Origin of the sequence: Noviherbaspirillum sp., from assembly GCF_035654295.1 — a bacterium.
GTDB lineage: Bacteria > Pseudomonadota > Gammaproteobacteria > Burkholderiales > Burkholderiaceae_D > Noviherbaspirillum.
On the sequence record NZ_DASRXF010000212.1, the window covers coordinates 1 to 12,016 of the forward strand.

The 12,016-nt window shown below is 62.5% G+C and carries 18 protein-coding genes; 7 read left to right on the forward strand and 11 right to left on the reverse strand.

Going from position 1 to position 12,016, the window contains the following annotated elements; all coding sequences use genetic code 11:
* Nucleotides 1-247: 247 nt before the first annotated feature.
* Nucleotides 248-862, reverse strand: coding sequence for a hypothetical protein (locus tag VFF99_RS19855; protein WP_325020657.1), 615 nt, complete (start codon nucleotides 860-862; stop codon nucleotides 248-250).
* A gap of 53 nt (nucleotides 863-915) precedes the next feature.
* Complete coding sequence (locus tag VFF99_RS19860; RefSeq protein WP_325020658.1) at nucleotides 916-1,329, reverse strand: cupin domain-containing protein; 414 nt, start codon at nucleotides 1,327-1,329, stop codon at nucleotides 916-918.
* Nucleotides 1,330-1,453: 124 nt separating this feature from the next.
* On the opposite strand from VFF99_RS19860, the gene VFF99_RS19865 reads away from it, so the two are divergent.
* The 3 genes from VFF99_RS19865 (at nucleotide 1,454) to VFF99_RS19875 (ending at nucleotide 2,668) form a co-directional block, all read left to right on the forward strand.
* Nucleotides 1,454-1,852, forward strand: coding sequence for a hypothetical protein (locus VFF99_RS19865; protein WP_325020659.1), 399 nt, complete (start codon nucleotides 1,454-1,456; stop codon nucleotides 1,850-1,852).
* 58 nt (nucleotides 1,853-1,910) lie between these two features.
* Nucleotides 1,911-2,120 carry a hypothetical protein gene (locus VFF99_RS19870; protein WP_325020660.1) on the forward strand — a complete coding sequence of 70 codons (210 nt, stop codon included), beginning with the start codon at nucleotides 1,911-1,913 and terminating at the stop codon, nucleotides 2,118-2,120.
* A 368-nt stretch (nucleotides 2,121-2,488) separates the two neighbouring features.
* Entirely contained in the window at nucleotides 2,489-2,668 is a 180-nt protein-coding gene (locus VFF99_RS19875; RefSeq protein ID WP_325020661.1) for a hypothetical protein, read from the forward strand.
* 350 nt (nucleotides 2,669-3,018) lie between these two features.
* On the opposite strand, the gene VFF99_RS19880 is transcribed toward VFF99_RS19875, so the two are convergent.
* Together VFF99_RS19880 and VFF99_RS19885 are read right to left on the reverse strand one after the other, a co-directional pair.
* Nucleotides 3,019-3,552 (reverse strand): surface-adhesin E family protein, encoded by a 534-nt coding sequence (locus VFF99_RS19880; protein WP_325020662.1) that lies wholly within the window; start codon nucleotides 3,550-3,552, stop codon nucleotides 3,019-3,021.
* Between the two features lie 238 nt (nucleotides 3,553-3,790).
* Nucleotides 3,791-4,060, reverse strand: a complete 270-nt coding sequence (locus tag VFF99_RS19885; protein WP_325020663.1) for a hypothetical protein — start codon at nucleotides 4,058-4,060, stop codon at nucleotides 3,791-3,793.
* A gap of 472 nt (nucleotides 4,061-4,532) precedes the next feature.
* Between VFF99_RS19885 and VFF99_RS19890 the strand changes: the two genes are divergently transcribed.
* A complete protein-coding gene (locus tag VFF99_RS19890) occupies nucleotides 4,533-6,119 on the forward strand; it encodes a hypothetical protein (protein WP_325020664.1) in 1,587 nt (528 codons plus the stop codon).
* Between the two features lie 44 nt (nucleotides 6,120-6,163).
* Here VFF99_RS19890 and VFF99_RS19895 read toward each other — a convergent pair whose 3' ends face one another.
* The 3 genes from VFF99_RS19895 to VFF99_RS19905 all read right to left on the reverse strand — a co-directional run bounded on the left by VFF99_RS19895 (nucleotide 6,164) and on the right by VFF99_RS19905 (nucleotide 7,671).
* On the reverse strand, nucleotides 6,164-6,541 hold the full coding sequence (locus VFF99_RS19895) for a hypothetical protein (RefSeq protein WP_325020665.1): 378 nt from the start codon (nucleotides 6,539-6,541) through the stop codon (nucleotides 6,164-6,166).
* 311 nt (nucleotides 6,542-6,852) lie between these two features.
* On the reverse strand, nucleotides 6,853-7,281 hold the full coding sequence (locus tag VFF99_RS21320) for a J domain-containing protein (RefSeq protein ID WP_414691560.1): 429 nt from the start codon (nucleotides 7,279-7,281) through the stop codon (nucleotides 6,853-6,855).
* A gap of 159 nt (nucleotides 7,282-7,440) precedes the next feature.
* Nucleotides 7,441-7,671 carry a hypothetical protein gene (locus tag VFF99_RS19905; protein WP_325020666.1) on the reverse strand — a complete coding sequence of 77 codons (231 nt, stop codon included), beginning with the start codon at nucleotides 7,669-7,671 and terminating at the stop codon, nucleotides 7,441-7,443.
* A 154-nt stretch (nucleotides 7,672-7,825) separates the two neighbouring features.
* Between VFF99_RS19905 and VFF99_RS19910 the strand changes: the two genes are divergently transcribed.
* The gene (locus VFF99_RS19910) at nucleotides 7,826-8,014 is read left to right on the forward strand and encodes a hypothetical protein (RefSeq protein WP_325020667.1); all 189 of its coding nucleotides are present in this window, start codon (nucleotides 7,826-7,828) and stop codon (nucleotides 8,012-8,014) included.
* Here the strand turns inward: VFF99_RS19910 and VFF99_RS19915 are convergent.
* The gene (locus VFF99_RS19915; RefSeq protein WP_325020668.1) at nucleotides 8,011-8,253 is read right to left on the reverse strand and encodes a hypothetical protein; all 243 of its coding nucleotides are present in this window, start codon (nucleotides 8,251-8,253) and stop codon (nucleotides 8,011-8,013) included. The genes VFF99_RS19910 and VFF99_RS19915 overlap by 4 nt on opposite strands.
* Nucleotides 8,254-8,593: 340 nt before the next feature.
* On the opposite strand from VFF99_RS19915, the gene VFF99_RS19920 reads away from it, so the two are divergent.
* Entirely contained in the window at nucleotides 8,594-8,854 is a 261-nt protein-coding gene (locus tag VFF99_RS19920; RefSeq protein ID WP_325020669.1) for a hypothetical protein, read from the forward strand.
* Between the two features lie 113 nt (nucleotides 8,855-8,967).
* Here the strand turns inward: VFF99_RS19920 and VFF99_RS19925 are convergent, their stop codons facing one another.
* The 3 genes from VFF99_RS19925 to VFF99_RS19935 form a co-directional block, all read right to left on the reverse strand.
* Complete coding sequence (locus VFF99_RS19925; RefSeq protein ID WP_325020670.1) at nucleotides 8,968-10,080, reverse strand: mechanosensitive ion channel family protein; 1,113 nt, start codon at nucleotides 10,078-10,080, stop codon at nucleotides 8,968-8,970.
* A gap of 452 nt (nucleotides 10,081-10,532) precedes the next feature.
* Complete coding sequence (locus VFF99_RS19930; RefSeq protein WP_325020671.1) at nucleotides 10,533-10,868, reverse strand: hypothetical protein; 336 nt, start codon at nucleotides 10,866-10,868, stop codon at nucleotides 10,533-10,535.
* Nucleotides 10,869-11,116: 248 nt separating this feature from the next.
* Nucleotides 11,117-11,371 (reverse strand): hypothetical protein, encoded by a 255-nt coding sequence (locus VFF99_RS19935; RefSeq protein WP_325020672.1) that lies wholly within the window; start codon nucleotides 11,369-11,371, stop codon nucleotides 11,117-11,119.
* Nucleotides 11,372-11,545: 174 nt separating this feature from the next.
* Between VFF99_RS19935 and VFF99_RS19940 the strand changes: the two genes are divergently transcribed.
* On the forward strand, nucleotides 11,546-11,836 hold the full coding sequence (locus tag VFF99_RS19940) for a hypothetical protein (protein WP_325020673.1): 291 nt from the start codon (nucleotides 11,546-11,548) through the stop codon (nucleotides 11,834-11,836).
* Nucleotides 11,837-12,016 lie beyond the last annotated feature (180 nt).

A 12,016-nucleotide genomic window follows, 5' to 3' on the forward strand; every position in this document is an offset into this window, starting at 1 on the left:
CAGGGACCTGCGGATTAACAGTCCGTCGCTCTACCGACTGAGCTATCGGGGAAGAGAGGCGAGATTGTATTAGCCTGTCGCCAAAATGTCCAGCGTCGCGGAGAAAGAGACGCAACCGGCCTCCTTCGGCACCAATCCCAATTCCAGTGTAGGCCGGCCCAGCCGAAAAGCGAAGCCCGAAGATGGATGCCCTGCGCCCGTTTCCCTTTTGCAGTATTGACGCCTAGATACGGGCCGCCGCTGTGCGTCAGCCGTACGGCACGTGCCGGTTCTCCACGATGACTTCGGCCGGGCTGAGGTATCCTTCGACCGGATCGACCGAGCCTTTCCTGGCGTCGCCATGATGCGACCGGGCGAGTTCAGGCGCGAGCGATTCGAGCAGGTCGAGCGGGATCGATTCCGCGCAGGCGTCCACCACCTCGTAGGCATCGTCGGGAATGCGGCCGTTTGCGCGTGCTTCCTCGGCCAGCATGCCGAAGCGGTTGCGCGCCAGCTCCATGAGGATGGCCCGCATCCGCGCGGACGATGGATTGGACAGGGCCGCTTCGGCAAGGCCGGCGTGGTCGATGACGGGAACGGGCGCGACGCCGGTGCCGGCACGCGACGACAGCTTGAACGGGTCGAACCCGGATGCCACCAGGCTGGCCAGGAAGCGTTCGTGCAGCTCGGTGTGCTGTACCCCGTCCAGGGCGAGCGCATGGAAGGAGGGGCCGGCGCCTTCGTTGTAGGCCTGCGCGCCGTCACGGGCCAACGCCTCCAGCCTTGCCCAGTCGAAGTTTTCCGGTTGGGCTTCCCATGCTTCCTGCAGGTCGGAGAATTCGCCGATGAGGCGGTTCACTGCATCCGGGTCGTCGCTGCGCATCGCTCCCTCCAAATCCTGTTTGGGCGCGCCTCGGGCGAAATCGTTCACACCGCTCACGCCGGGGGCGGGTAGGGGACGGTGCGCTCCTGCTCGTTGGCATCGTTGCGGGCTACGATGGCGCGCGCGGGTTCGGTGTCGCTCAGGTTGATTGCCTCGTGCGGGACGCCGGGAGGGATGAAGAGGAACTCGCCCGCTTCACTGACCACAGACCGGTCCAGGCCTTCGCCGTAGCGTGTTTCCACGCGGCCCTGCAGCACGTAGATCGCGGTTTCATATCCCTCGTGGAGATGCGGATTCGCACGGGCGCCGGGAGGAATCACGACAAGGTGCATCGAGAGTCCCCGCGCCCCGACGGTGCCGGCCGACACGCCGATAAAGTAGGGCAGGCGCTGAAGCGTGCTGATTTCCTTGCCGGGCCGCACTGCCGCAACTTGCTGAGCGTGCCGAGCGTTGTTTGCGTCGGACATGGGACTCCTCCTTCAAGAGACTTGCAGGGATCTTGCGCCAGTATAGGCCGGCCTGCCGAAGAAATTTGCATGTGCTACTATCCACGGTCCCTGTCACAAGGGCCATCGTGCAATCAAAGACGCCATGCTCGAGCTGTACAGCGACTCCTCCATCGATCTTCTCCTCGACCCCGACACCCGTATCCTCCACGCGAACTGGAAGGGATACCAGAGCATGAACACAGGCGTGCAGGGGTGCGCGCATCTGCATGAGCAGATGGTCCGGCACCAGGTCTTTTACATCCTGAACGACAACACCGAAACGCGCGGCCTGTGGATGGGCGCAGCGGAATGGGCTGCCCGGGAGTGGTTCCCGCAGATGAAGGCTTCCGGCATGAAGCGCTTCGCCTGGGTATACAGCCCGGCAAAGTTTTCGCAGATTTCGGCCGATACCGCGATTGCGCTGATCGATACCGAGGACTTCGGCGTCCGCGTGTTCCACGACAGGCCCGCCGCGCTGGCCTGGCTGCACGAGGCCGCCTGAGCCGTCGAACCCGCGCCTCTCGTCGCGTTCTAAGCTCCTGAACAGTTCAGGAGGCCTCATGAAATCCCGTCTTCTTCCGCTGCTGGCATTGGCATGCCTCGCCGGCTGCGCCTCGGCGCCGAATGGAAACAGCACCACTGCGGCGAACGATCCCAACAGCGTCTACAACGACCCGACATATCCGGGCCGCGGCGTCCATATCGGCGTCGGCGCCGGCTCATGGGGTGGCCGCAGCGGTGGCGGCGTCGGCATCGGCTTGGGCTTCTGAGAACGGTCATGCGCAACCTTTTGCTAGGGACCGCGGCAGCTGCCTGTCTTTGTTCGTGCATGATCGGCGCCGAAGGCGTGCGGATCAGCCCACCTCCGCCCGCGGTGCAGGGGTCGAACGACGCACAGGGTTCGCCGATCCAGGTGCCCGGCGCCGGCATGGGTGTCGGGGCTGGCAATCCGGCAGCGCCCGGGCCGAGCGGGGTGGGGCCGGCCCCGCCGCGTTAGCGGCAGCTCAGTGATCGCATTGGCACGTCTGCTGTCATTCCGGCCACGATGCGGGTGGCGGATGCGCTTTTTCCGCCGTTCCGTTGAACTAGGGAAACATAATGTGGTCTAGGTCGATCTGTGCAGTAACGAAGGTCGAACATGCCCCAAAGTGCCACCCCGGAGCGCATTGCCATTCTTGTACTGGTCCTGGCGGCGACAGTCGTTGCCGCGTGCGAGCGCAGGAACAAGCATGAGAATGAAACCAAGGAAAATTCCGCTCTCCCGCGTGCGGGCGGCCGGCTGCCCGCAGTGGTTCCGGCCCTCGGCATCCGCGGTTGAGCCGCTGGCGGCGTGCGGGATGCAGTCGCGCTGTTGTTTTTTGCGGACGCGCAAATGCGATTGTGCTTGCTGTCACATTCTCGTAAGAGGACGCTTCCTATAATTTCTGTAACTGGATGTTTCCAGGGATAGGAGGAGCGGAAATGGGAAGGTCATTGCACAACAGGATTCGTTTGAAGGGAAGGCGCCTCGCGCTTCTGGATGCGGGGCGGCTGCGTTCGGTGGCGGTGAAGGCGTCCGCATCGATCAGCTCGCTCATCCTCGCGGTCAAATCGTTCAAGCAAGGCTAGTCGCGTCCCCTGTCCGTTGACGCTCCCGCCCGCGGGGTGGGAGCACAGCGCTGCTCCGCGCTACTGCTTTTCCTGCGCCGCTGCGTCCGGTTTCTTCGGCGCCTTGGCTGCCTTGGCCGTCTTGGCCGTCTTTGGGGCGCACACCACCTTCACCAGCAATTCCTCGATCGAATCGGGCACGGCCTCGGCCAACTCGGCATTCTTCCTTGCCGTCGCCACCACCGTTCCATAGCCGAAGCGCTCGGCGTAATACGCGATGTCCGCCGTTGCGGTGCGCACGCCCTTGCAGTCGACAAGCACCCGGTCGCGGGTCGAGAGATAGGCTTTCTCCTTGTCGATATAGCCGGCCGCGGGCAGCTCGTGATGCGTCCAGACCGAGAGCATGCCCTTCTCGGCCTTGCGGATATCCTGGTGGACGAATACGGCGGATTCGTGGGTCTTTCCCAGGCCGCGCCAGTTCGGGGCCAGTTCACGCTGGCCGCGTTCGTAGAGGGAATCGAGAGTCTTGTCGTCCCGCGGCTGGGCAAATGCCTGTGAATACGGTGAGGCCGCCGCGATGGACAGAGCGATGCAGCGCGCCAGTAAGCTGTTCATTGAGCCAACTCCCCCGATGTTATTGTTTTCCGCCAATCATGGAATAGTAGCGGCTTCAGGGGGACATTTCCATTGCCTTGAACACTGCGGGGAGAAGCGGGACGCCGGTGCGTCTGAGGGAGGCGGGGCGCGCCGTGCATTTTTTCGCACTGCACACGCCCGGGATGAGGTAGTATCTGGTATCCCCAAGCCCTACAAGGGACTTTCACTAGCCGGCCACGAGCCGGTTTTTTATCGCCTATTCAAAACGCTTCACGCTGGAGGGATTGCGGCCGAGCCAAGGGCGCGATGGCAGGCACAGATCGCGCGCTTCGATCGACTCGTCCGACGCCAGGTACATGCTCGCCCAGATGTTGATCGCGCGTGAAATGTCTTCCCGGGTCAGCTTGTCCTCGCGCTGTTCGCGCTTGGCCGCGCTGCGGGGGCGCACCACCACGTTCAGGTTGAACTGGTCCTTGCTGACGGGCGGCACGCGCTTGCTCAACGGCCGCGAATGTGATTTTTCCATGATCGCCTCACAGGTCACTGCATCGCAAAATTCAGTATAAATCTCGATCTCCGGCTCGTATCACGGGGTGCCGCGTTTTAGAGTTTTTCTTCTGCTCGTGTCGGTAAATCGACACACAATTTCCTGTCGTCACACCCCTCTCTCCACGCTCGCGAATTCGACTCTGCGTCATGCAACTGCAAGGCATTCCATCCGTTACTTCACGCGCGCTGCTTCCGCTTCCCGGTGATAGTGTGTTTCAAGCCACACGCAAATGCGCTGGAGTTAACAGTTCTCAAGAAGCGATTTTTCGAAGCAATAGAAGATGAGCTTCAACCGGGCAAGCGAGGCATAACGCGCCGCCTCTCCGGCATGCGTATCTATGCATTGGAATGGCGGCGTGCGGTCCAGGTTCCGGGCGGCAGAGAAAAACTACGCAGCACCTCAATCCTTATGCAAGAAGCGTCATTGCGACAGACATGAAAGGTTCGGGATGGAAAAGATCATCGAGAAAAATAAACGAGGGATGGGACAGAACGACATCGATTTGAAGGGCTTGAGCATCAAGCCGCTGTGCGCTGCGCTCATGGCAGCCGCGGTGCTCACCGCCTGCGGCGGCGGCGGTGGAGGGTCGTCGGCAGCGCCGGCGACTGATACGTCGACACCGCCCACAGGCACGCCCCCCTCCACAGGTACACCTCCCTCCACCGGCACACCGCCCTCCACAGGCACACCTCCGTCCACCGGCACGCCGCCCGCCACTGGAGGCGGAACGACCCCGCCGGGCAACGTGGGCTCCACGACGATGGCGTGCGCCGACGGTGCAGGGTTCCAGTGCAGCGGCGGCGGGATCATCAGGACCGATAACGGCGTCGGCATGTCGGCTTCCGGCGTCCAGGTATATGGCAAGTCGACAAGCGACCTTGCCGCGAACAATACGATGAAGACCGGTGCCACCGGCTTTGCGCTCGAGGATGGCAACGGTGTCGCCGAGGTGCGCGTGGCAAAGGACGCGAGCGGCAACGTCGGCACGGCAGCGGTTCTGTTGAGTAATCTCGGCCTGCGCTGGGATGGCACGACCGAGCGCCCGCCGATTATCGAAACCTTCCGTACGACCCAGGGCCGGACCCAACTGAATTCCTCGGGCGCGCTTGTCTTCAGCGCGCTGCCCGATCCGTCAAACCTGAGCTTCTACGACTACGCCACACGGGGCGCCGGCGGGACGCAGGCGAATTACGCGAACAATGCTTATTTCCCGCGCACCGGCAATCCTCCGCGCTGCGAGGCTGATGTCACGGACTGCCGCACGACCGAGTCGGACGGCTTGCAGAACCAGCTCGGCGACTGGCGCAGCGGCGGCACGGCGCCCGACCAGGTTAGCGCAGCGCGCCTGCACGAGGATGGGGATGTCCATGCAGGCAACGGCCAGCCAGGTCCGAACGGCGCGGTGACCATCCTTCCCGGCGGCACCGGCGTTGGCGTTCCCTTCCCGGGATCGAAGGGGTATCGCGGCTTGACGAACCTGGGCTTTCAGTACGCGAACCTCGCCGGCTGGGTAACGCAGGACACGGTCCTGATCGAGGAATGGGCCAACCAGGGTAATGAACACAACAAGAACCGCCGCGGCGTCGTTGCCTACGGGGACGTCACGGCGCCGGCCTCCGTGCCGACGACCGGCACGGCGACGTACAGCGGCACGGCCTGGGGCTGGTACGGCAATGGCACGCTGACCGATCCGTCGGTATTCCGCGGGTCGGCCACCATGACGGTCAACTTCGCCACCCGGCAGGTGACGGTCACCGTGCAGAATACGAGGACCGACGACGCGGCCGGGGCAGTAGTGCCCGCCACTTTCACCGCAACGACAACGCTGGGTGCGGCGGGCTCCAATGTCTCCAACTACCTGACGGGCACGGCAGGCAATGGCAGCTTGAGCGGCGGTGTGGGCGGGCGCCTGTTCGGCCCGGTGGTCTCGACCGGCACCAGCGGTTCGGGACCTGCTGAAATCGCCGGCGCGTACCGCATGTCGGCCGCCGGTGGCGCGGCGGTCATTGGCGGGTTCATCGGACGCAAGCAGTAAGGCACTAACGATGGCTGCCGCTTCGCCGGCAGCCATCGCAGATCCTATTTCTTTACGCAGCTGAGGAATACGTAGCTGCTTGTCAGCAGGGCAAGCACCACGCAGGAAAATGCGAATCCGATGCCGGCGCTCATGCAGAGCAGGGTGACGGTGAGATGGTTCGCGCTTTCGGTAGCGGTACTGGCCATCATGCCGGAAAACAGGCGCATGATCTGGAACATGCAGGCCGCGATGCCGACCCACTTCCCTACATAGAACGGCAGTATCTTGCGCTGAGAGCGGTTATGCCTGTAGTTGGCGATGCGCTGTTCGACTGTTCCCCTGCCGGCATCGCGGAAGCGCCAGAACGGGATGGCGAGGCGCCAGATGTATTGCAGTTTGAGGGCAAGCCTTTGCCCCAGCGGGCGATCGTTGCATTTCATTCGCCGGTACCTCCTCCTGCTTAGTCACACAGGGATAACGCGCGTTCAATATTGCAGCGGGAACAGTCGCGCGGAGGAGGGCGGCGCTCAAGGCGTCTGGTCGATGTCCTCGAGCTGCAAGAGCACGTTGATGCAGGCACCGGCGACAAGGCCGGCGGTGATGAGTCCTGCAAGCGAAATCAGGGCGTACAGCATGCTTGTCTCCTGGTGCGGTATCGTTTCTTCGATTACACCATTCAGAGAGCGCGCGGAAGTTGCGATCCGTCAGGCAATTTCCCCGCGTGCGCTGTGTTTGCGCAAAGGGTGCGCGATCAGGTTTTCCTGAACAGCTTGCGCGAGTACCTGTCCAGCAGCGAGCGCAACTTGTGCGCGGCGCGCTGGAGCGACATCTCGTAGCGCAGGTAGTAATAGCTGATGGAGTGCCGGCGGCGGGAGCGCCGCGACGACCTGCGCACCGGCGCATGCGTGACGCTGCATTCCCTGAACCCGTGCTCGCCCAGGCGGCTGGACGACGTTTCGTTGCGCGATATCCACTCGTCGTGTTCGCGGCGCTTGGCAGGATCGGACAGTACAGCGTAGGCGCTGTTGATGATCTGGATGATGCGGATCGCCTCCGCGCTGTTGCCGTGGCGGTCGGGATGGTATTTCTGCGACAAGGTCTTGTAGGCGGCTCGGATCACTTCAGGCGGCGCGTCGCGAGCGACCTTGAGGTTGTCGTAGTGCGTGTGAATCCGTGGCATGCCGACGGCTCGATAGAGGTTTGTCTGATAGATTCGTCGTGCAGCGTGTCGTTCACGCAGCATGACCTCGATGCAATGGTAGCCGCTTGGATGCGCGACTCATTGCACTATATCAATTCGGGGTGAAGTCGCGTCGGACGACGCGCATACTCCTTCATCCTACAACTTCCCGGATTCGAGCATCGCGGTGCCGGCGCGCCGGGCAAGCTCGATGGCCTCTTCGTAGCTTGCGCAGGGTTCGCCCGCGTGCCGCTTTTCGAGGACGCATTTGAAATCCTGCGACTCGTCGTCGAAGCGAAGGATGGTGATGAACGGATCCCACCGCGCTTTACCGGGCAGTTCATGGGCGATGAGGTGGAGCTGGTACTTGCCGATGGTCTCGATTTGCATTGACTTTCCTTTTCGAACCATCGTAACAGTTGCATTGCGGGCGCTGCTTGAGCGCGATCAGGCGTCCCGTGCGCAGCTGTCCGGCTTGCCGCGGAACAAAGGGCGGCGGAAAAGGTCTAGGGTGTTCGCACACTTCTTCGACGGAAATAAAGAGATGTCATTGCCATCACCCAACCGCGAACTCGCAGCGCTGCGCAAACTCGAGCAGGCAGTCCGTGCCTGCGGCCTTCCTGGCATGATGGTGTCAGGCCAGCCCCAGCTCAATCTTCTTGCACAGGCCCTGCGCGAGGTCTCGCAGGCGCGCACCGAAACGGAAGCTACGCGCGCCGAAGCCCGTTCTTAATCCCCGCTGTTCCACCAGGCGCCCATGAGGCCGCTCAGGTAGGTTGCGCCGCCGATGGTGAGCGAGATGGTGGCGGTGATCGGGGAATCCGCGACGACGGCGATCACGCCCCCTCCAAACAAGACGGCCCCGAGCAGCTGGACGAGCTTGTATTCCAGGTCAGCCGCGCGTGCCGCTTCCGCGCGGCGGGCAGCACCCCCGGTGACGGGGTAGCCGCACTCGGTGCATGTCTCTGCCATTGCAGGCAAGGGGGAGTGGCATTCGGAACAGGAAACCGGGAAATTTTTCTTTTTGCTCCACATGGCGGGAAATCGTGATGCACGCATTCAGTTCGGGATGCGCAATTAAACACTGCGGCGGATCGACGGCCTAGCCATATATATGGGAGAGCCGCCGCTTTTTCCCGCGGTCCTGCACGATTGTGGTGCGGCATATATTTTGCAACGGAAATAGTGCCTCCCGGTGCGGGTTGCCGAAATGCGTATCGCAAGAGTAACAGTGACGGATTCGTTGATTCATCCGGACGTCACAATGCGTGTTCACACTGTGGGGACGAAGGCAAAACATGCGAGGTGGATCATGGACAGGCTGATCACGGATGAAATGCTCGACGCCGCAATGAAAAAGGCAGTGGAAGCCGGCTTGCTTCCCCGCTACGCGTGCCGCGATGACGGGCACGGCTACGCGGAGCTGATCCGCTACGTGATCCAGGCGGCCCTCGACGCGCACGAGGACGCGCACTGGATGCAGGGACTACAGGAACTTGGCGTAGTACAGCGCCGGAAACGACACCGCCTTCCAATAATCAAGCGTGGCTTGAACGAGGTACTCGTTGAATGAAAGCGCGGTCTTCAAGTTGTCGGTGTAGTTGCACATTGGAATCTCCTCCCTGGTGAGCCTGCAATGTAGCAGCCGCTCCCGCAGCGACGTTTGAGAATCGTCAAGCGGCATAGTCATTGCGCGCCGGATGGCGGGCTCTCCACTTCGGCCCGTACGCGCGGCAGGTGGGCAGGGTAAGCCCGCTGGATGAATTCGACGAGCCCCTCCCGCACACGGCACCGCAAGTCCCAGGCCCGTCCGGCATCGCTGGCACTGATCAGGACCCGGACATGCATCGCGCGTTCGTTCGCATCGACCACCTGGGTAATGCACAGCCTTCCATCCCATTCCGGCGCTTCCCGGCAGATGCGTTCGGCTTCGGCGCGCAGCGGTGCGAGCGGCATGGTGTAGTCGACCCAGATGCTGACCGTGCCGAGGATTTCCGATGCCGTCCTTGTCCAGTTCTGGAATGGATTCTCGATGAACCATTGCAGCGGCACGACCAGGCGCCGCTGGTCCCAGATGCGCACGACGACATAGGTGCCCGTGATCTCCTCGACATGCCCCCATTCGTTCTGCACGATGACCACGTCCTGCAGGCGTATGGGCTGCGTCAGCGCGATCTGCATGCCCGCGAGGAGGTTTCCCAGCACCGGTTTTGCCGCAAAGCCGACAACCAGGCCGGCGACTCCGGCCGAGGCGAGCAGGCTGGTACCGACCTGCCGCAGGCCCGGCAGCGTCATGAGTGCCGAACCGCCGCCGATCAGGACGAGCAGGACGATCACGCTGCGAGAGAGTACTCTGGTCTGGGTCTGCACGCGCCGGGCCTGCAAGTTGTCCGGGGCGTCGGCGGGGTTCATGTCGATGATCGTCATCGCAACCGCCCGCACGCATCGCACACCGAGCCAGGTCAGCGCGGTGATCAGGAGCAGGGTGTTCGCATGCCGCATCAGCTCGAGGCCGGGCAGGGATGCCGGCGCATTGCGCAGGATGACCTGGGCAAGGAAAAGGAAGGCCACGACCGCACCGGCGCGGTGTCCGTACTCCACCAGCTTCCGCGAGAATGGCAGGTTCGCGGCCAGGCGCCGCAGGACCGCCGTGCCGAAGCGATGGAAAAGCATCGCGCCCAGCAGGGCGACGAGCAGCTGCAGGAGGGTGGCCGTCCATGGGATGCGGTAGAGGAGGAAGGCCCATGGCATGGCCGCGTAGGACACGGTCTCGAGCCAGTCGGGCATGCGCTCGGTCATGCAGGCGGCAAATGTCGGAAAGGCTCCGTGCGATTCATGGGAGCGGGTTGCGGAAAATGGAGGGATGCAGCCGCTGGGGCCGCACCGCGTCAGGGTTGACGAGCGTCGCCCGCGGGCACGCGCCGGGGCGAGGGTCTTGCGACGGGATTATGGTCCGGCACCGGATCGTCGCCTGGCGCAGGGAGCTTTTCCGGCACGGGATCGTCGGCGGGAACCGGTTCCGGCGGAACCTGGTGCTCATCAGATATCGACATCTCATGCTCCAATTGATGTGGTGATCCTACCTTGCACGCGACCTGCCTGTTTGAGCAATGTCATGCGCGGGCCAGGACAGCCGGCCGCCACCGGGATCAGGAGCAAGAGCGCGACCGCTGCCGCGTGTGTGCACAGCCTTCACTGCTGCGGCGGCGCGCTGCGCCGCAGGCAGTGAGGGAAGACCGTGGACAGCGGGCTCAGGTCGTCGAGCTGGCCGAATTCGACGGCGTCGCCTTCGGCTTGAACTGCTTGTCGCTGATCCTGAACTTGGTGCGGCGGTCGCCCATCAGGTGACGCAGATCGCGGATGCTCAGCTGCGAAACTTCATGCATGCGGATCAGCAGCGAGGCGCCGACCGGCAGGCGGCGATGGCGGATCTTGCTGATTAGCGGCGGCGCGACCTCGAGGGCGCGAGAGAGAGCGGCATCGTTTTTCAGATTCAGCTTTTCGATCAGCGACTCCAGCAAATTGTTGGGGTCATATTGAAACTGTTCTTGAGCGTTCATCTCTTTCATCTCTTTGGCTTCATTCATCTGGCTATTCCCCGTTTCTGGTTCGATCTGGATCTTATTCTGACCAATCATGCGGATGCATTTTTGATAATTCTCAGAGATGCTTATTTCTGTGCCGTCAGACGCGAAAGTGTGTGCTTGCGTTTGATGCAAGCGGGATGCGACACGCGATGCACATCAAAAAAACAACCCGCATGCCTGCACAGCTGGCGATGCGGGTGGCGGTGCGGGTGGCATAGGCGGCGCCGCAAGCGTCGCAGCCTGCGGCGTCAAACGAAGTAAGCGGCGCCGAGCACCAGCGGCGAACCGCTCACGCCGGCGACGACGAGCCGCCGCGCGACGCTATGGATCTGGTCTTCGAATGCGCGATACGTCTCCAGGAAGTCGAGCTGGCCGCCTCGCATGCGGCGCAGGTGCGCAAGCGCGTTCTTCGAAACCAGGCACTCGCGATCGGCAAATCCGACCTCGACGGTGAAGGTCACGCCGTCCTCTCCAACACGCGGTTCCGCAGCGGTTCTGATCATGGGGTGTCTCCGATTTTCGAATGATGAGAAAGATGTGTGTTCTTGATGGTAATGAGTCAACCCGGCAATGTTTTGACGGTTGTCAATTTCGTGAGGGATGGGCGACGCTGTCTTATGCGGCGCCGCGCAAGGCGTACAATGCGTGGATGCAACGCAACCTGGGAGAGAAGCGCGATGTACCTCGATCATCCTAAGATCACTGCCACCAACAGTGGAACCGAGCCCGACCGGATCGAGCGGCTCAACCGCGTATACGGTTATGCCGTAGCCCTTGCCGACGTCGCCGGCGACCGGGATTTCCTGGCCAAGCTGTCGCACCTGCACGACCACAAGGGAACCTTGATCGTGGTCTGGTTCGACGAACCGGACGATGCGCAGAAAGCCTTTTTCGTCTCTGCGTGGAAGAGCAAGGTGGGAGATGAAAGCGCCAACGTCGAGCACGAAATCAAGGCGCCTGGCGCCTGAGGATTCCGGCTGAGGGGGAGATGGCCCGCCGGCGGCGACGCAGGCGGGCATTTTTTTCTTGGCCGCTTATTTGCTGGAAGGCACCAGCGTGATCACGTTGTTCGTGGAAATCTGGTCCTGGATCTGTTCGATCTCGGCCAGCAGGTTCATCAGCGAGCGCAGCCAGGGGTAGCGGCTGTA

Bases quoted from the DNA above. Each gene is read 5' to 3' on its own strand.
- VFF99_RS19855 (WP_325020657.1), bottom strand. From the start codon at position 862: ATGCGCAGCGACGACCCGGATGCAGTGAACCGCCTCATCGGCGAATTC.
- VFF99_RS19860 (WP_325020658.1), bottom strand. From the start codon at position 1,329: ATGTCCGACGCAAACAACGCTCGGCACGCTCAGCAAGTTGCGGCAGTG.
- VFF99_RS19865 (WP_325020659.1), top strand. From the start codon at position 1,454: ATGCTCGAGCTGTACAGCGACTCCTCCATCGATCTTCTCCTCGACCCC.
- VFF99_RS19870 (WP_325020660.1), top strand. From the start codon at position 1,911: ATGAAATCCCGTCTTCTTCCGCTGCTGGCATTGGCATGCCTCGCCGGC.
- VFF99_RS19875 (WP_325020661.1), top strand. From the start codon at position 2,489: ATGCCCCAAAGTGCCACCCCGGAGCGCATTGCCATTCTTGTACTGGTC.
- VFF99_RS19880 (WP_325020662.1), bottom strand. From the start codon at position 3,552: ATGAACAGCTTACTGGCGCGCTGCATCGCTCTGTCCATCGCGGCGGCC.
- VFF99_RS19885 (WP_325020663.1), bottom strand. From the start codon at position 4,060: ATGGAAAAATCACATTCGCGGCCGTTGAGCAAGCGCGTGCCGCCCGTC.
- VFF99_RS19890 (WP_325020664.1), top strand. From the start codon at position 4,533: ATGGAAAAGATCATCGAGAAAAATAAACGAGGGATGGGACAGAACGAC.
- VFF99_RS19895 (WP_325020665.1), bottom strand. From the start codon at position 6,541: ATGAAATGCAACGATCGCCCGCTGGGGCAAAGGCTTGCCCTCAAACTG.
- VFF99_RS21320 (WP_414691560.1), bottom strand. From the start codon at position 7,281: ATGCCACGGATTCACACGCACTACGACAACCTCAAGGTCGCTCGCGAC.
- VFF99_RS19905 (WP_325020666.1), bottom strand. From the start codon at position 7,671: ATGCAAATCGAGACCATCGGCAAGTACCAGCTCCACCTCATCGCCCAT.
- VFF99_RS19910 (WP_325020667.1), top strand. From the start codon at position 7,826: ATGTCATTGCCATCACCCAACCGCGAACTCGCAGCGCTGCGCAAACTC.
- VFF99_RS19915 (WP_325020668.1), bottom strand. From the start codon at position 8,253: ATGGCAGAGACATGCACCGAGTGCGGCTACCCCGTCACCGGGGGTGCT.
- VFF99_RS19920 (WP_325020669.1), top strand. From the start codon at position 8,594: ATGGACAGGCTGATCACGGATGAAATGCTCGACGCCGCAATGAAAAAG.
- VFF99_RS19925 (WP_325020670.1), bottom strand. From the start codon at position 10,080: ATGACCGAGCGCATGCCCGACTGGCTCGAGACCGTGTCCTACGCGGCC.
- VFF99_RS19930 (WP_325020671.1), bottom strand. From the start codon at position 10,868: ATGAATGAAGCCAAAGAGATGAAAGAGATGAACGCTCAAGAACAGTTT.
- VFF99_RS19935 (WP_325020672.1), bottom strand. From the start codon at position 11,371: ATGATCAGAACCGCTGCGGAACCGCGTGTTGGAGAGGACGGCGTGACC.
- VFF99_RS19940 (WP_325020673.1), top strand. From the start codon at position 11,546: ATGTACCTCGATCATCCTAAGATCACTGCCACCAACAGTGGAACCGAG.